A 15,813-nucleotide genomic window follows, 5' to 3' on the forward strand; every position below is an offset into this window, starting at 1 on the left:
CCATGCCGATTATCGACCTGAACCAGCTACCCGCACCGGATGTGGTCGAGGAGCTGGACTTTGAAACCATTCTTGCCGAACGCAAGGCGACACTGATTTCCCTTTACCCGGAAGACCAGCAGGAGGCGGTCGCCCGTACCCTGACGCTGGAATCCGAGCCTCTCGTCAAACTTCTGGAGGAAAATGCTTATCGTGAGCTTATCTGGCGTCAGCGTGTGAATGAGGCCGCACGGGCGGTGATGCTGGCCTGTGCCGCCGGTAATGACCTTGATGTGATTGGTGCCAATTACAACACCACGCGTCTGACTATCACCCCGGCAGATGATTCGACCCTCCCGCCGACACCGGCCGTGATGGAATCTGACACCGATTATCGTCTGCGTATTCAGCAGGCGTTTGAAGGTTTAAGCGTCGCCGGGTCGGTGGGGGCTTATCAGTATCATGGTCGCAGTGCCGACGGGCGTGTCGCGGATATCTCTGTCACCAGTCCGTCTCCGGCCTGCGTCACCATCTCTGTGCTGTCACGTGAAAATAACGGTGTCGCATCCGAAGACCTGCTGGCGGTGGTGCGTAACGCCCTTAATGGCGAGGACGTCAGGCCGGTGGCCGACCGCGTGACCGTGCAGTCTGCCGCCATCGTTGAATACCAGATAAACGCCACGCTTTACCTTTACCCTGGTCCCGAAAGCGAACCCATCCGCGCTGCTGCCGTGAAAAAACTGGAAGCGTACATCACGGCACAGCACCGGCTGGGGCGCGACATCCGTCTGTCTGCCATTTATGCCGCTTTGCATGTGGAAGGCGTGCAGCGTGTCGAGCTGGCCGCACCACTGGCCGACATCGTGCTCAACAATACGCAGGCGTCTTTCTGTACTGAATACAGCGTCGTGACGGGAGGCTCGGATGAGTGATTCGCGACTGCTGCCAACCGGCTCATCACCGCTTGAAGTTGCCTCCGCAAAAGCCTGTGCGGAAATTGAAAAAACACCGGTCAGTATTCGTGAGCTGTGGAACCCGGACACCTGCCCGGCAAATCTGCTGCCGTGGCTGGCGTGGTCATTTTCGGTTGACCGCTGGGATGATAAGTGGCCGGAAGCGACAAAACGCGCTGTTATCCGCGATGCGTATTTCATTCACTGCCATAAGGGCACTATAGGCGCAATCCGGCGTGTGGTGGAGCCGCTCGGCTATCTGATTGAGGTGAGGGAGTGGTGGCAACTCAACGAGGAGCCGGGGACGTTCCGCATCGTTGTTGGCGTGCTTGAGCAGGGTATTACCGAGGAAATGTATCAGGAGCTGGAGCGCCTCGTTGCTGATGCAAAACCGGCAAGCCGCCATCTGACGGGACTGGCTATCAGTTTAAGTACAACCGGCAACATTTTTGCCGGTGCGGGATGCTATCACGGTGACGCCCTGACGGTTTATCCCTACACCCCGGAGGCCATTATTGTCGGAGGGGATTATTTCCCGGCCTCGGCCATTCATTTAATTGATAACCTGAGAGTAAACGCATGACAGTGAAATACTACGCCATTCTGACTAATCAGGGCGCAGCACGGCTGGCTAACGCGACGATGCTCGGCAGTAAGCTGAATCTGACGCAAATGGCCGTTGGTGATGCGAATGGTGTCTTGCCGACACCAGACCCGGCACAGACAAAACTGATTAACCAGAAACGCATCGCGCCGCTGAATCTTCTGAGTGTTGACCCGAACAACCAGAGCCAGATTATTGCGGAGCAAATCATCCCTGAGAACGAGGGCGGATTCTGGATCCGTGAGATTGGGCTTTATGATGATGAAGGCGTACTCATTGCGGTGGCAAACTGCCCGGAAACGTACAAACCGCAGTTGCAGGAAGGAAGCGGTCGTACCCAGACTATCCGCATGATTCTGGTTGTCTCGAATACCGAAGCCATCACGCTGAAAATCGACCCGTCGGTGGTACTGGCGACCCGTAAATACGTGGATGATGAAGTCCTGGAATTAAAGCTGTATGTGGATGACAAGATGGCAAAACATATTGCCGCACAGGATCCTCATACCCAGTATGCACAGAAACATAATCCGACATTTACCGGAGAACCAAAAGCGCCGACACCTCCCGCAGGAAATAACACCACGCGGATTGCGACCACTGCGTTTGTTCAGGCCGCTATTACCGCTCTGATTAACGGTGCGCCAGCCACGCTGGACACACTGAAAGAAATTGCCGCAGCCATTAACAATGACCCGAAATTCAGCACCACCATTAACAATGCGCTGTCAGGTAAGCAGCCACTGGATGAGACGCTGACTCATTTGAGTGGAAAGGATGTTGCCGGTCTTCTCGCATACCTTGGTTTGGGAGAAGGCTCTGCATTACCCGTAGGTGTGCCTGTTCCGTGGCCTTCAGTCACACCGCCAACAGGCTGGCTGAAATGCAACGGTGCAGCTTTTTCTGCCGAAGAGTATCCGGAACTGGCAAAAGTTTATCCGACAAATAAATTGCCAGATTTACGCGGCGAATTCATTCGTGGGTGGGATGATGGAAGAGGAATTGATTCAGGACGGACTCTCCTGTCTGCTCAGGACGGGAGCATTGAGGCACACGGCCATGATTACAATGGGGTCATCTATACTTCTAGCGGTCCTTCCTGGGCTAATACGACGGATGCGGGACACCGGGCATATTCGGGATTTACATCATCATATGGCGGGAGCGAAACCCGTCCACGAAATATTGCATTTAACTATATCGTGAGGGCTGCATAATGGATAACGCCGTATTAAATAGCGAGCTTATTGCCACGAAGGCGGGGAATATTACCGTCTATAACTATGATGGTGAGACGCGGGAATATATTTCTGCATCAACTGAATATCTTGCAGTGGGTGTCGGTATTCCAGCATATTCCTGTTTAGACGCTCCTGTTACATCTAAGGCTGGTTATACAATTTGCCGTTCTGTGGATTTAAAATCATGGGAATATGTGTCAGACCATCGCGGTGAAATCGTCTATAACACCGAAACGGGAGATGCCAAAGAAATCACAGCACTAGGCGACTATCCCGAAAATACAACCACTATCGCCCCGTTAACGCCATACGATAAATGGGATGGTGAGAAATGGGTGACGGATACTGAGGCACAGCATAGCGCTGCAGTAGACGTGGCAGAAGCACAGCGCCAGTCGCTGATTGATGCTGCTATGGCCTCCATCAGTCTGATTCAGCTGAAATTACGGGCCGGGCGGAAGCTGACGCAGGCAGAAACCACCCGACTTAACGCTGTGCTGGATTACATTGACGCGGTGACAGCAACAGATACCAGCACCGCGCCGGACGTCATCTGGCCTGAACTGCCGGAGGCGTAGGCCATTCAATATCTGGAGCACTGGAAATATCAACCATTTCCAGTGCGTCCAGATAATCAAGCCATGAATTATATTGCGCCAGTTCCTCACCTTTCAGACGACCAATAGCAGCCTTTCCTGGCCACTGCTTACTGTTAATATATTCATTAACTCGATTTATGAGTGCCTGTTTTTTTCGTTCCGCTTCTGACAGTTGTTCTTCATGAGTTAGCGGCGGTACGTCATCCCATGCAGGATAGCCATCATCACCCGCAACTCTCACTTTCCCTGGAGGTGGGGACAGGTACTTAATAAATATATCCTCATCAACTTCAACTCCATTATGAGGCCATAACCCAGACTCCTTATACTGACTTTCCAGAGTAAATGGGTAAAACATATTAGTTTTAGCATCGTAAAGATATTTACTCATTTTATCTTCCTGTAGCAAACCAGCGGCAACCAGCGACAGTTGGAACATTGAAGGATGGATTTCCTTTATCAAGAGATCCCAGGTTCTCTGCTATGACATTTGAATTAGTCAATTTATAGAATTGCCATACTGACATTTTCCCTGCCACAGGAGCCTGGTCATGTTCATTAATAGAAATGACGGCTGTCGGAAATGGGATAGGAAAATTAATCAAAACTTCATTTGTTGTGGCCCCAGTTAGCCCCCATTGTTCAATATAACCATCCGGGCTTCGCCTCCATCCCGTCGTTGTATCTCCCCCACACTCCCACGCTGACATATCAGGAATTTGGTTTTGCCCGTTACCCACATCCCGTTTTGCCGCTTCTCCCAAACCAACGTTTATGAAAATGCAGAGATAACGGGCAACTGGCATCATCTCCGGTTTTTATTCAGGGGGATGCTCATGCTTATTGGCTATGTACGCGTGTCAACAAATGACCAGAATACGGAATTGCAGCGTAACGCGCTGGAGTGCGCAGGATGTGAGCTGATTTTTGAGGACAAAATCAGCGGCACGAAGTCCGACAGGCCGGGACTGAAAAAACTGCTCAGGACATTATCGGATGGGGATACACTGGTAGTCTGGAAGCTGGACCGGCTGGGGCGTAGTATGCGGCATCTGGTCATTCTGGTTGAGGAGCTGCGCGAACGCGGCGTTAATTTTCGCAGCCTGACGGATGCTATTGATACCAGCACGCCGATGGGGCGTTTTTTCTTTCATGTGATGGGTGCCCTGGCCGAAATGGAACGAGAACTCATTGTCGAGCGGACACGCGCCGGACTGGAAGCGGCCAGAGCCAAAGGTCGTATTGGTGGCAGACGTCCGAAACTCACCGCGAGTGAGTGGGAGCAGGCCGGGCGGTTGTTGGCTGCAGGGGAATCACGTCAACGCGTGGCACTGATTTTTGATATTGGCCTGTCCACGCTCTATAAAAAATTCCCCGCCTCCGTGACAAAAAATAAATTGTGTCATCCCTTAGCCAACCGGGACAAATAGCCTGACATCTCCGGCACAACTGAAAATATCACTCACCCATTAACCACGGAGTTAAACGGATGAGTGACTATCATCACGGCGTGCAGGTGCTGGAGATTAACGACGGCACCCGCGTCATTTCCACCGTATCCACTGCCATTGTCGGCATGGTCTGCACGGCCAGCGATGCGGATGCGGAAACCTTCCCCCTCAATAAACCTGTGCTGATTACCAATGTGCAGAGCGCAATTGCAAAGGCCGGTAAAAAAGGCACGCTGGCGGCATCGTTGCAGGCCATCGCTGACCAGTCAAAACCGGTCACCGTTGTCGTGCGCGTGGAAGACGGCACCGGTGATGACGAGGAAACGAAACTCGCGCAGACCGTTTCCAATATCATCGGCACCACCGACGAAAACGGTCAGTACACCGGACTGAAAGCCCTGCTGGCGGCGGAGTCGGTAACTGGTGTTAAACCGCGTATTCTCGGCGTGCCGGGACTGGATACCAAAGAGGTGGCTGTTGCACTGGCATCAGTCTGTCAGAAGCTGCGCGCTTTCGGGTATATCAGCGCATGGGGCTGTAAAACTATTTCCGAGGTGAAAGCCTACCGCCAGAATTTCAGCCAGCGTGAGCTGATGGTCATCTGGCCGGATTTCCTCGCATGGGATACGGTCGCCAGTACCACCGCCACCGCGTATGCCACCGCCCGTGCGCTGGGTCTGCGCGCTAAAATCGACCAGGAGCAGGGCTGGCATAAAACGCTGTCCAACGTCGGGGTAAACGGTGTTACCGGCATCAGCGCGTCCGTATTCTGGGATTTGCAGGAGTCCGGCACCGATGCTGACCTGCTTAACGAGTCTGGCGTCACAACGCTGATTCGCCGCGACGGTTTCCGCTTCTGGGGTAACCGTACCTGCTCTGATGACCCGCTGTTCCTCTTTGAAAACTACACCCGCACCGCGCAGGTGCTGGCCGACACGATGGCTGAGGCGCACATGTGGGCGGTGGACAAGCCCATCACCGCAACGCTGATTCGCGACATCGTTGACGGCATTAATGCCAAATTCCGTGAGCTGAAAACAAACGGCTATATCGTGGATGCGACCTGCTGGTTCAGCGAAGAATCCAACAATGCGGAAACCCTTAAGGCCGGAAAACTGTATATCGACTACGACTATACCCCGGTGCCTCCTCTTGAAAACCTGACCCTGCGCCAGCGTATTACCGATAAATACCTGGCAAATCTGGTCACCTCGGTTAACAGCAATTAAGGAGCCTGACCGATGGCAATGCCGCGCAAACTCAAGTTAATGAACGTCTTTCTGAACGGCTACAGCTATCAGGGCGTCGCGAAGTCCGTCACGCTGCCAAAACTGACCCGTAAGCTCGAAAACTATCGCGGTGCGGGGATGAATGGCAGCGCACCGGTAGACCTCGGCCTTGATGACGATGCGCTGTCAATGGAGTGGTCGCTCGGTGGCTTCCCGGATTCGGTTATCTGGGAGCTTTACGCCGCAACCGGTGTGGATGCCGTACCGATTCGTTTTGCAGGCTCTTACCAGCGCGACGATACCGGCGAAACGGTGGCCGTCGAGGTGGTCATGCGTGGCCGTCAGAAAGAAATCGACACCGGCGAGGGTAAACAGGGAGAAGACACCGAGTCGAAAATCTCCGTGGTCTGCACCTATTTCCGGCTGACGATGGACGGTAAGGAGCTGGTCGAAATCGACACCATCAACATGATTGAGAAGGTGAACGGCGTCGACCGGCTGGAGCAACACCGCCGCAATATCGGCCTGTGATTTTCATCCGGTCAGCTAGGCTGACCGGTTAACCCTGATTCAGAAGTGAGAAAACCATGAACAAAGAAAATGTGATTACCCTGGACAATCCGGTCAAGCGTGGTGAGCAGGTTATCGAACAGGTCACGCTGATGAAACCCAATGCCGGGACGCTGCGCGGTGTCAGTCTGGCTGCGGTCGCGAACTCCGAAGTCGATGCACTGATTAAAGTGCTGCCGCGCATGACGGCACCGATGCTGACCGAACAGGAGGTCGCCGCGCTGGAACTGCCTGACCTTGTGGCGCTGGCCGGTAAGGTGGTCGGTTTTTTGTCGCCGAACTCGGTGCAGTGACGTTTCCGAAAAATCTCTCGGTCGATGACCTGATGGCGGATGTGGCAGTGATATTTCACTGGCCGCCATCAGAACTGTATCCCATGAGCCTGACCGAACTCATCACATGGCGCGAAAAGGCGCTCCGGCGAAGCGGAAACACGAATGAGTAACAATGTAAAATTACAGGTATTGCTCAGGGCTGTTGACCAGGCATCCCGCCCGTTTAAATCCATCCGCACAGCGAGCAGGTCGCTGTCGGGGGATATCCGGGAAACACAAAAATCACTGCGCGAGCTGAATGGTCAGGCATCCCGTATTGAGGGATTTCGCAAGACCAGCGCACAGCTCGCCGTGACTGGTCATGCACTTGAAAAGGCACGGCAGGAGGCCGAAGCCCTTGCCACACAGTTTAAAAACACCGAACGTCCGACCCGTGCTCAGGCGAAAGTGCTGGAATCCGCAAAGCGTGCGGCGGAGGACTTACAGGCGAAATATAACCGCCTGACGGATTCCGTTAAACGCCAGCAGCGGGAACTGGCCGCTGTGGGAATTAATACCCGCAATCTTGCACATGATGAGCTGGGGCTGAAAAACCGTATCAGTGAAACCACCGCACAGCTTAACCGGCAGCGTGACGCGCTGGCGCGTGTCAGTGCGCAACAGGCAAAACTTAACGCAGTAAAACAGCGCTATCAGGCAGGAAAGGAGCTGGCCGGAAATATGGCCTCAGTGGGCGCTGCCGGTGTGGGGATTGCGGCGGCGGGAACGATGGCCGGTGTTAAGCTGCTGATGCCCGGTTATGAATTTGCGCAGAAAAACTCAGAATTACAGGCCGTGCTCGGTGTGGCAAAAGACTCCGCCGAAATGGCCGCGCTACGCAAGCAGGCGCGCCAGCTCGGCGACAATACCGCCGCCTCGGCGGATGATGCGGCCGGTGCACAGATTATCATCGCGAAAGCGGGTGGGGATGTTGATGCCATTCAGGCGGCAACGCCGGTCACGCTGAATATGGCGCTGGCGAACCGTCGCACGATGGAAGAAAACGCCGCCCTGCTGATGGGGATGAAATCTGCCTTTCAGCTTTCAAACGATAAGGTTGCTCATATCGGGGATGTTCTCTCCATGACGATGAACAAAACCGCCGCCGATTTTGACGGTATGAGCGATGCGCTGACCTATGCCGCACCTGTGGCAAAAAATGCCGGTGTCAGCATTGAAGAAACCGCCGCAATGGTCGGGGCGCTGCATGATGCAAAAATCACAGGCTCAATGGCGGGGACGGGAAGCCGTGCCGTGTTAAGTCGCCTGCAGGCACCGACGGGAAAAGCATGGGATGCACTCAAAGAGCTTGGAGTGAAAACCTCAGACAGCAAGGGGAATACCCGACCAATATTTACCATTCTGAAAGAAATGCAGGCCAGTTTTGAGAAAAACCGGCTCGGTACTGCCCAGCAGGCTGAATACATGAAAACCATTTTCGGGGAGGAGGCCAGTTCAGCCGCCGCCGTGCTGATGACTGCCGCCTCAACCGGAAAGCTGGACAAACTGACCGCTGCGTTTAAAGCCTCAGACGGGAAGACCGCAGAGCTGGTAAATATCATGCAGGACAACCTCGGCGGTGACTTTAAGGAGTTTCAGTCCGCTTATGAGGCGGTGGGGACTGACCTGTTTGACCAACAGGAAGGCGCACTGCGTAATCTCACGCAGACGGCCACAAAGTATGTGTTAAAACTCGACGGCTGGATCCAGAAAAACAAATCACTGGCGTCAACCATCGGCCTTATTGTCGGTGGCGCACTGGCGCTTATTGGCATCATCGGTGCAATTGGTCTTGTAGCCTGGCCGGTTATCACCGGCATTAATGCCATCATCGCGGCAGCAGGCGCAATGGGGGCAATCTTCACGACGGTTGGCAGTGCTGTTATGACGGCCATCGGGGCGATTAGCTGGCCGGTTGTGGCCGTGGTGGCTGCAATTGTCGCCGGGGCGTTGCTTATCCGTAAATACTGGGAGCCTGTCAGCGCATTCTTTGGCGGTGTGGTTGAAGGGCTGAAAGCTGCATTTGCGCCGGTGGGGGAACTGTTCACGCCACTTAAGCCGCTGTTTGACTGGCTGGGTGAAAAGTTACAGGCCGCGTGGCAGTGGTTTAAAAAACTGATTGCCCCGGTCAAAGCCACCCAGGACACCCTGAACCGTTGCCGTGACACGGGCGTCATGTTCGGGCAGGCACTGGCTGACGCGTTGATGCTGCCGCTTAATGCGTTCAACAAACTGCGCAGTGGTATTGACTGGGTACTGGAAAAACTCGGTGTTATCAACAAAGAGTCAGACACACTTGACCAGACCGCCGCCAGAACTCATGCCGCCACGTATGGCACCGGTGGTTATATTCCGGCGACCAGCTCTTATGCAGGCTATCAGGCTTATCAGCCGGTCACGGCACCGGCTGGCCGCTCTTATGTGGACCAGAGTAAAAACGAATATCACATCAGCCTGACGGGTGGTACTGCGCCGGGGACACAGCTTGACCGCCAGTTACAGGATGCGCTCGAAAAATACGAGCGGGATAAACGTGCGCGCGCCCGTGCCAGCATGATGCATGACGGTTAAGGAGGTGACGAAAAATGATGCTCGCGTTAGGTATGTTTGTTTTTATGCGCCAGACGCTGCCACACCAGACCATGCAGCGTGAATCAGATTATCGCTGGCCGTCAAATTCCCGTATCGGTAAACGGGATGCCTACCAGTTTCTCGGCGTTGGCGAGGAAAACATGACGCTGGCCGGTGTGCTTTATCCCGAACTGACCGGCGGCAAGCTGACGATGACCACGCTCAGGCTGATGGCAGAGGAAGGTCGGGCGTGGCCGTTGCTGGATGGCACCGGCATGATTTACGGCATGTATGTCATCAGCAGGGTGAGTGAAACAGGGAGTATTTTCTTTGCAGACGGCACACCCCGAAAAATTGATTTTACGCTGTCGCTCACCCGCGTTGATGAATCACTGGCAGCGCTTTATGGCGATATCGGTAAACAGGCGGAATCGCTCATCGGTAAGGCTGGCAGTATGGCGACTAAATTCACAGGTATGACGGGGGCGGGATAATGCTGGATGCACTGACATTTGATGCAGGCAGTACGCTGACGCCGGATTACATGCTGATGCTCGACAGCAGGGATATTACCGGCAATATCAGCGACCGTCTGATGAGCATGACTCTGACGGATAACCGGGGCTTTGAGGCTGACCAGCTTGATATTGAACTGAACGATGCCGACGGGCAGGTCGGGCTGCCGATTCGTGGCGCTGTCCTGACGGTGTATATCGGCTGGAAAGGTTTTGCCCTGGTATGCAAAGGGAAATTTACCGTTGATGAGGTTGAACACCGGGGCGCGCCGGATGTGGTCACCATCCGCGCCCGGAGTGCAGATTTTCGCGGGACGCTCAATTCCCGCCGTGAAGGCTCCTGGCATGACACCACGCTCGGTGCGATTGTTGAGGCAATAGCCTCCCGTAACAGGCTGGAAGCCAGTGTCGCGCCGTCACTGGCCGGAATTAAAATCCCGCACATCGACCAGTCGCAGGAGTCTGATGCAAAATTCCTGACCCGCCTTGCTGAACGCAACGGCGGTGAGGTGTCGGTAAAAATGGGAAAATTGTTGTTTCTCAAAGCGGGGCAGGGGGTGACGGCCAGCGGTAAAAAAATCCAGCAGGTCACCATCACCCGCAGCGACGGCGACCGTCATCATTTTGCGATTGCTGACCGTGGAGCCTACACCGGCGTAACGGCAAAGTGGTTACACACCAAAGACCCGAAGCCGCAAAAGCAGAAGGTAAAACTGAAACGCAAAAAGAAAGAGAAACACCTGCGCGCACTGGAGCACCCGAAAGCGAAACCGGTCAGGCAGAAGAAAGCGCCAAAAGTACCGGAAGCGCGCGAAGGTGAATACATGGCCGGTGAGGCTGACAACGTTTTTGCCCTGACCACGGTATATGCCACGAAAGCACAGGCCATGCGTGCCGCTCAGGCGAAGTGGGATAAACTGCAACGGGGTGTAGCAGAGTTCTCCATCAGCCTGGCTACCGGCCGGGCAGATATTTACACGGAAACGCCGGTCAAAGTGTCAGGTTTTAAGCGCGTCATAGACGAGCAGGACTGGACAATCACTAAGGTGACACACTTTCTGAATAATAGCGGCTTCACGACGTCCTTAGAGCTTGAGGTTAGGCTTTCTGATGTGGAGTACGAAACAGAAGATGATGAGTGATGTTTTTATTTTATCTGTTTGTTTTATAAGGATAAATTAACTAAAATGGCACCATCAACAAAACCGGAAGAGGTGCTCGCGATGTTTCATTGTCCTTTATGCCAGCATGCCGCACATGCGCGTACAAGCCGCTATATCACTGACACGACAAAAGAGCGTTATCACCAGTGCCAGAACGTGAATTGCAGCGCCACGTTCATCACTTATGAGTCGGTACAGCGATACATCGTGAAGCCGGGAGAAGTCCACGCCGTGAGGCCGCACCCGTTGCCGTCAGGGCAGCAAATTATGTGGATGTAATTACAAACAGAAAGCCCCTCAGTCGAGGGGCTTTCTGTTTTGGGGAATATTCTTCATTAAAAGTAGTGGATCACGTTTAATAAACTATGTTTATCATATACTTAAAAGTAACTTTTTAAAGTTGGACAGGTTGGTGGAAAATGGAAAAAGTTATAATTGAGCTTGATAATCGTTGGGAGTTAGCTGATTTCGCGGTCTTAACGAAAGAGTATTTGCAGCTATATGGTTTTTTTTATGGCCTAAAAGGAGGATCAAGAGGATATTCAACAATGCCTTGGGAGGGTGGGCACAGTGTAGTGAACTTTTTTAGAGGGGCTTACAGTGCGACTCCACCAGATTTACGTCCTGTAGTGAAAAAAATTCAGTATGCCTCTCCTGGCTTTATTGAATTGTCTGCTCTTATTGATATCTCTTGGCAGATTGCTGAGTTAGTTACTGCTGTTGGTGGAAGTATTCTGGCTGCCAACAAAGTTTACGATCAGGTGATGCGTACATATCGACAAAGAGAATGGGCAAAGTTGAAATCAGAGAAGCTGCGTATACAGAATCAAATTAAAGAGATTGAACTTGTTTCTGACGCAGTTAAATCACTTGAATCTGTGATGGCACTTAGTGAAGAACAACGTAAAAACTTGGTTCAACTATCGGGGGCAGATGAACTGGTTCAGTTAAAGATACTTTTGGCTGTTTACCGACGGTTATCTCCTCTTGTTGAGTTGCAAAACAGCGGGAAAGCTAATTTTTCTGCAGGGAAAAATAAAAATTTAAAAGCGTCCGATTAAACGGACGCTGAACGATGTGGACGCTATGTGGACAGCGGCTGACATAAATCCATTTATATCATCAGGTTAGGTGCTTTTTTGTGACACCATCCCTGTCTTCCCCCACATGATGTGGGGGTTTTTTTTATCCTCAATTTGCCTGCTGCTTAATGCATTGCAGATGATTTGCTTCCGTTATACTAGCGTCAGTTGATAGCGGGAGTAATTATGAATCAATCTTATGGACGGCTGGTCAGTCGGGCGGCGATTGCTGCGACGGCGATGGCTTCGCTGCTATTGCTGATTAAAATTTTTGCATGGTGGTATACCGGGTCGGTGAGTATTCTCGCCGCGCTGGTGGATTCGCTGGTGGATATCGGCGCGTCGTTGACGAATTTACTGGTGGTGCGATATTCCCTGCAACCTGCCGACGATAATCACTCGTTTGGTCACGGTAAAGCTGAGTCCCTCGCGGCGCTGGCGCAAAGTATGTTTATCTCCGGTTCGGCACTATTCCTTTTTTTGACGGGTATTCAACATCTGATATCTCCAACACCGATGACAGATCCAGGCGTCGGGGTTATCGTGACAATTGTGGCGCTAATTTGTACGATTATCCTTGTCTCGTTTCAGCGTTGGGTGGTGCGCCGGACGCAAAGCCAGGCGGTGCGGGCTGATATGCTACATTACCAGTCTGATGTTATGATGAACGGCGCAATTCTGCTCGCGCTGGGGTTGTCCTGGTACGGCTGGCATCGCGCCGATGCTCTGTTTGCATTGGGAATCGGCATCTATATTTTATATAGCGCGTTACGCATGGGATATGAGGCGGTACAGTCATTACTGGATCGCGCATTACCTGATGAGGAACGGCAAGAAATTATTGATATCGTGACTTCCTGGCCGGGTGTTAGCGGCGCTCACGATCTTCGCACGCGGCAGTCAGGGCCGACCCGCTTTATTCAGATTCATTTGGAAATGGAAGACTCTCTGCCTTTGGTTCAGGCACATATGGTGGCGGATCAGGTAGAGCAGGCTATTTTACGGCGTTTTCCGGGATCGGATGTGATTATCCATCAGGACCCCTGTTCCGTCGTACCCAGGGAGGGTAAACGGTCTATGCTTTCATAATCAGTATAAAAGAGAGCCAGACCCGCATTTTGTGTATAAAATACCGCCATTTGGCCTGACCTGAATCAATTCAGCAGGAAGTGATTGTTATACTATTTGCACATTCGTTGGATCACTTCGATGTGCAAGAAGACTTCCGGCAACAGATTTCATTTTGCATTCCAAAGTTCAGAGGTAGTCATGATTAAGAAAATCGGTGTGTTGACAAGCGGCGGTGATGCGCCAGGCATGAACGCCGCAATTCGCGGGGTTGTTCGTTCTGCGCTGACAGAAGGTCTGGAAGTAATGGGCATTTATGACGGCTATCTGGGTCTGTATGAAGACCGTATGGTACAGCTAGACCGTTACAGCGTTTCTGACATGATCAACCGTGGCGGTACGTTCCTCGGTTCTGCGCGTTTCCCGGAATTCCGCGACGAGAACATCCGCGCCGTGGCTATCGAAAACCTGAAAAAACGTGGGATCGATGCGCTGGTGGTTATCGGCGGTGACGGTTCCTACATGGGTGCAATGCGTCTGACCGAAATGGGCTTCCCGTGCATCGGCCTGCCGGGCACTATCGACAACGACATCAAAGGCACTGACTACACTATCGGTTTCTTCACTGCGCTGAGCACCGTTGTAGAAGCGATCGACCGTCTGCGTGACACCTCTTCTTCTCACCAGCGTATTTCCGTGGTGGAAGTGATGGGCCGTTATTGTGGCGATCTGACGCTGGCTGCGGCTATTGCCGGTGGCTGTGAATTCGTTGTGGTTCCGGAAGTTGAATTCAGCCGTGAAGACCTGGTAAACGAAATCAAAGCGGGTATCGCGAAAGGTAAAAAACACGCGATCGTGGCGATTACCGAACATATGTGTGATGTTGACGAACTGGCGCATTTCATCGAGAAAGAAACCGGTCGTGAAACCCGCGCAACTGTGCTGGGCCATATCCAGCGCGGTGGTTCTCCGGTGCCTTACGACCGTATTCTGGCTTCCCGTATGGGCGCTTACGCTATCGATCTGCTGCTGGCAGGTTACGGCGGTCGTTGCGTAGGTATCCAGAACGAACAGCTGGTTCACCACGACATCATCGACGCTATCGAAAACATGAAGCGTCCGTTCAAAGGCGACTGGCTGGATTGCGCGAAAAAACTGTATTAATGATTTCGGAAAAAGGCAGATTCCTTTAGCCTGAAACCGATGACAGAAGCAAAAATGCCTGATGCGCTTCGCTTATCAGGCCTACGTGAATTCTGCAATTTATTGAATTTACAAACTTTTGTAGGCCGGATAAGGCGTTCGCGCCGCATCCGGCATCGATAAAGCGCACTTTGTCAGCAATATGAGGCGGATTTCTTCCGCCTTTTTAACCCCCAACATATACCCGCAAGTTATAGCCAATCTTTTTTTATTCTTTAATGTTTGGTTAACCTTCTGGCACGCTTTGCTCATCACAACACAACATAAGAGAGTCGGGCGATGAACAAGTGGGGCGTAGGGTTAACATTTTTGCTGGCGACAACCAGCGTTATGGCAAAGGATATTCAGCTTCTTAACGTTTCATATGATCCAACGCGCGAATTGTACGAACAGTACAACAAGGCATTCAGCGCCCACTGGAAACAGCAAACTGGTGATAACGTGGTGATTCGTCAGTCACACGGTGGTTCAGGTAAACAAGCGACGTCGGTAATCAACGGTATTGAAGCTGATGTTGTCACGCTGGCTCTGGCCTATGACGTGGACGCAATTGCGGAACGCGGGCGGATTGATAAAGAGTGGATCAAACGTCTGCCGGATAACTCCGCACCGTACACTTCCACCATTGTTTTCCTGGTACGTAAGGGAAATCCGAAGCAGATCCATGACTGGAACGATCTGATTAAACCGGGTGTTTCGGTGATCACGCCTAATCCGAAAAGCTCTGGTGGCGCGCGCTGGAACTACCTGGCAGCCTGGGGCTACGCGCTGCATCACAACAACAACGATCAGGCAAAAGCACAGGATTTTGTTCGGGCACTGTATAAAAACGTCGAAGTTCTGGATTCTGGCGCGCGTGGCTCCACTAACACTTTTGTCGAGCGCGGAATTGGCGATGTACTGATCGCCTGGGAAAACGAAGCTCTGCTGGCAGCGAATGAACTGGGGAAAGATAAATTCGAAATCGTCACGCCGAGTGAGTCTATCCTCGCAGAGCCAACCGTGTCGGTGGTCGATAAAGTGGTCGAGAAAAAAGGTACTAAAGAGGTGGCGGAAGCCTACCTGAAATATCTCTACTCGCCAGAAGGTCAGGAAATTGCCGCGAAAAACTACTACCGTCCGCGCGACGCTGAGGTGGCGAAAAAGTACGAAAATGCGTTTCCAAAGCTGAAGTTATTCACCATTGATGAAGAGTTCGGCGGCTGGACGAAAGCGCAAAAAGAGCATTTTGCTAACGGCGGTACGTTCGATCAGATCAGCAAACGCTGATT

General features: G+C 52.4%; 19 protein-coding genes. 17 read left to right on the plus strand and 2 right to left on the minus strand.

The window, feature by feature from the left end; translation table 11 throughout:
* Positions 1–2 precede the first annotated feature (2 nt).
* The 4 genes from HUZ68_RS00095 to HUZ68_RS00110 are packed head-to-tail and all read left to right on the plus strand — an operon-like array spanning position 3 to position 3,355.
* Positions 3–911, plus strand: a complete 909-nt coding sequence (locus HUZ68_RS00095; RefSeq protein WP_053885032.1) for a baseplate assembly protein — start codon at positions 3–5, stop codon at positions 909–911.
* Complete coding sequence (locus tag HUZ68_RS00100; protein ID WP_239593996.1) at positions 904–1,515, plus strand: phage tail protein I; 612 nt, start codon at positions 904–906, stop codon at positions 1,513–1,515. The genes HUZ68_RS00095 and HUZ68_RS00100 overlap by 8 nt, the downstream gene beginning before the upstream one ends.
* Positions 1,512–2,753 carry a phage tail protein gene (locus tag HUZ68_RS00105; protein WP_239593997.1) on the plus strand — a complete coding sequence of 414 codons (1,242 nt, stop codon included), beginning with the start codon at positions 1,512–1,514 and terminating at the stop codon, positions 2,751–2,753. Before HUZ68_RS00100 ends, HUZ68_RS00105 begins: the two co-directional genes overlap by 4 nt.
* Positions 2,753–3,355 carry a tail fiber assembly protein gene (locus HUZ68_RS00110; RefSeq protein WP_239593998.1) on the plus strand — a complete coding sequence of 201 codons (603 nt, stop codon included), beginning with the start codon at positions 2,753–2,755 and terminating at the stop codon, positions 3,353–3,355. Before HUZ68_RS00105 ends, HUZ68_RS00110 begins: the two co-directional genes overlap by 1 nt.
* On the opposite strand, the gene HUZ68_RS00115 is transcribed toward HUZ68_RS00110, so the two are convergent.
* Together HUZ68_RS00115 and HUZ68_RS00120 are read right to left on the minus strand one after the other, a co-directional pair.
* Positions 3,327–3,767 carry a tail fiber assembly protein gene (locus HUZ68_RS00115; protein ID WP_001752377.1) on the minus strand — a complete coding sequence of 147 codons (441 nt, stop codon included), beginning with the start codon at positions 3,765–3,767 and terminating at the stop codon, positions 3,327–3,329. The two genes, HUZ68_RS00110 and HUZ68_RS00115, sit on opposite strands and share 29 nt — an antisense overlap.
* Before the next feature lies 1 nt (position 3,768).
* Positions 3,769–4,185: a gp53-like domain-containing protein gene (locus HUZ68_RS00120; RefSeq protein WP_239593999.1), complete on the minus strand. Its 417-nt coding sequence runs from the start codon at positions 4,183–4,185 to the stop codon at positions 3,769–3,771.
* Positions 4,186–4,212: 27 nt separating this feature from the next.
* Between HUZ68_RS00120 and HUZ68_RS00125 the strand changes: the two genes are divergently transcribed.
* The 13 genes from HUZ68_RS00125 (at position 4,213) to sbp (ending at position 15,811) form a co-directional block, all read left to right on the plus strand.
* On the plus strand, positions 4,213–4,806 hold the full coding sequence (locus HUZ68_RS00125; RefSeq protein ID WP_096324399.1) for a recombinase family protein: 594 nt from the start codon (positions 4,213–4,215) through the stop codon (positions 4,804–4,806).
* 59 nt (positions 4,807–4,865) lie between these two features.
* Positions 4,866–6,056, plus strand: coding sequence for a phage tail sheath protein (locus HUZ68_RS00130; RefSeq protein WP_096324398.1), 1,191 nt, complete (start codon positions 4,866–4,868; stop codon positions 6,054–6,056).
* 12 nt (positions 6,057–6,068) lie between these two features.
* Entirely contained in the window at positions 6,069–6,587 is a 519-nt protein-coding gene (locus HUZ68_RS00135; protein ID WP_001251408.1) for a phage major tail tube protein, read from the plus strand.
* A gap of 56 nt (positions 6,588–6,643) precedes the next feature.
* Entirely contained in the window at positions 6,644–6,919 is a 276-nt protein-coding gene (locus tag HUZ68_RS00140) for a phage tail assembly protein (RefSeq protein ID WP_001031303.1), read from the plus strand.
* Entirely contained in the window at positions 6,916–7,071 is a 156-nt protein-coding gene (locus tag HUZ68_RS00145; protein WP_000143830.1) for a GpE family phage tail protein, read from the plus strand. The genes HUZ68_RS00140 and HUZ68_RS00145 overlap by 4 nt, the downstream gene beginning before the upstream one ends.
* The gene (locus HUZ68_RS00150) at positions 7,064–9,511 is read left to right on the plus strand and encodes a phage tail tape measure protein (RefSeq protein WP_096324397.1); all 2,448 of its coding nucleotides are present in this window, start codon (positions 7,064–7,066) and stop codon (positions 9,509–9,511) included. Before HUZ68_RS00145 ends, HUZ68_RS00150 begins: the two co-directional genes overlap by 8 nt.
* A gap of 14 nt (positions 9,512–9,525) precedes the next feature.
* Positions 9,526–10,005 carry a phage tail protein gene (locus tag HUZ68_RS00155; RefSeq protein ID WP_000978915.1) on the plus strand — a complete coding sequence of 160 codons (480 nt, stop codon included), beginning with the start codon at positions 9,526–9,528 and terminating at the stop codon, positions 10,003–10,005.
* Positions 10,005–11,168: a phage late control D family protein gene (locus tag HUZ68_RS00160; RefSeq protein ID WP_062891943.1), complete on the plus strand. Its 1,164-nt coding sequence runs from the start codon at positions 10,005–10,007 to the stop codon at positions 11,166–11,168. The genes HUZ68_RS00155 and HUZ68_RS00160 overlap by 1 nt, the downstream gene beginning before the upstream one ends.
* Before the next feature lie 81 nt (positions 11,169–11,249).
* The gene (gene ogrK / locus HUZ68_RS00165; RefSeq protein WP_000468308.1) at positions 11,250–11,468 is read left to right on the plus strand and encodes a prophage transcriptional regulator OgrK; all 219 of its coding nucleotides are present in this window, start codon (positions 11,250–11,252) and stop codon (positions 11,466–11,468) included.
* 140 nt (positions 11,469–11,608) lie between these two features.
* Positions 11,609–12,250 carry a hypothetical protein gene (locus HUZ68_RS00170; protein ID WP_000416606.1) on the plus strand — a complete coding sequence of 214 codons (642 nt, stop codon included), beginning with the start codon at positions 11,609–11,611 and terminating at the stop codon, positions 12,248–12,250.
* A 207-nt stretch (positions 12,251–12,457) separates the two neighbouring features.
* Positions 12,458–13,360: a CDF family cation-efflux transporter FieF gene (fieF, locus tag HUZ68_RS00175; protein ID WP_001076742.1), complete on the plus strand. Its 903-nt coding sequence runs from the start codon at positions 12,458–12,460 to the stop codon at positions 13,358–13,360.
* Positions 13,361–13,540: 180 nt separating this feature from the next.
* The gene (gene pfkA, locus HUZ68_RS00180; protein WP_000591795.1) at positions 13,541–14,503 is read left to right on the plus strand and encodes a 6-phosphofructokinase; all 963 of its coding nucleotides are present in this window, start codon (positions 13,541–13,543) and stop codon (positions 14,501–14,503) included.
* 318 nt (positions 14,504–14,821) lie between these two features.
* Positions 14,822–15,811, plus strand: coding sequence for a sulfate/thiosulfate ABC transporter substrate-binding protein Sbp (sbp, locus tag HUZ68_RS00185; RefSeq protein WP_001045704.1), 990 nt, complete (start codon positions 14,822–14,824; stop codon positions 15,809–15,811).
* Positions 15,812–15,813 lie beyond the last annotated feature (2 nt).

This window comes from Shigella dysenteriae, assembly GCF_022354085.1.
In the GTDB taxonomy this organism is placed as follows: Bacteria; Pseudomonadota; Gammaproteobacteria; order Enterobacterales; family Enterobacteriaceae; genus Escherichia; species Escherichia coli.

Excerpts from the sequence above, each read along its gene's own strand:
- sbp (WP_001045704.1), top strand. The coding sequence starts at position 14,822 with ATGAACAAGTGGGGCGTAGGGTTAACATTTTTGCTGGCGACAACCAGC.
- pfkA (WP_000591795.1), top strand. The coding sequence starts at position 13,541 with ATGATTAAGAAAATCGGTGTGTTGACAAGCGGCGGTGATGCGCCAGGC.
- HUZ68_RS00125 (WP_096324399.1), top strand. The coding sequence starts at position 4,213 with ATGCTTATTGGCTATGTACGCGTGTCAACAAATGACCAGAATACGGAA.
- HUZ68_RS00100 (WP_239593996.1), top strand. The coding sequence starts at position 904 with ATGAGTGATTCGCGACTGCTGCCAACCGGCTCATCACCGCTTGAAGTT.
- HUZ68_RS00170 (WP_000416606.1), top strand. The coding sequence starts at position 11,609 with ATGGAAAAAGTTATAATTGAGCTTGATAATCGTTGGGAGTTAGCTGAT.
- HUZ68_RS00095 (WP_053885032.1), top strand. The coding sequence starts at position 3 with ATGCCGATTATCGACCTGAACCAGCTACCCGCACCGGATGTGGTCGAG.
- HUZ68_RS00155 (WP_000978915.1), top strand. The coding sequence starts at position 9,526 with ATGATGCTCGCGTTAGGTATGTTTGTTTTTATGCGCCAGACGCTGCCA.
- HUZ68_RS00110 (WP_239593998.1), top strand. The coding sequence starts at position 2,753 with ATGGATAACGCCGTATTAAATAGCGAGCTTATTGCCACGAAGGCGGGG.
- HUZ68_RS00105 (WP_239593997.1), top strand. The coding sequence starts at position 1,512 with ATGACAGTGAAATACTACGCCATTCTGACTAATCAGGGCGCAGCACGG.
- fieF (WP_001076742.1), top strand. The coding sequence starts at position 12,458 with ATGAATCAATCTTATGGACGGCTGGTCAGTCGGGCGGCGATTGCTGCG.
- HUZ68_RS00140 (WP_001031303.1), top strand. The coding sequence starts at position 6,644 with ATGAACAAAGAAAATGTGATTACCCTGGACAATCCGGTCAAGCGTGGT.
- HUZ68_RS00160 (WP_062891943.1), top strand. The coding sequence starts at position 10,005 with ATGCTGGATGCACTGACATTTGATGCAGGCAGTACGCTGACGCCGGAT.
- ogrK (WP_000468308.1), top strand. The coding sequence starts at position 11,250 with ATGTTTCATTGTCCTTTATGCCAGCATGCCGCACATGCGCGTACAAGC.
- HUZ68_RS00120 (WP_239593999.1), bottom strand. The coding sequence starts at position 4,185 with ATGATGCCAGTTGCCCGTTATCTCTGCATTTTCATAAACGTTGGTTTG.
- HUZ68_RS00115 (WP_001752377.1), bottom strand. The coding sequence starts at position 3,767 with ATGAGTAAATATCTTTACGATGCTAAAACTAATATGTTTTACCCATTT.
- HUZ68_RS00135 (WP_001251408.1), top strand. The coding sequence starts at position 6,069 with ATGGCAATGCCGCGCAAACTCAAGTTAATGAACGTCTTTCTGAACGGC.
- HUZ68_RS00130 (WP_096324398.1), top strand. The coding sequence starts at position 4,866 with ATGAGTGACTATCATCACGGCGTGCAGGTGCTGGAGATTAACGACGGC.
- HUZ68_RS00150 (WP_096324397.1), top strand. The coding sequence starts at position 7,064 with ATGAGTAACAATGTAAAATTACAGGTATTGCTCAGGGCTGTTGACCAG.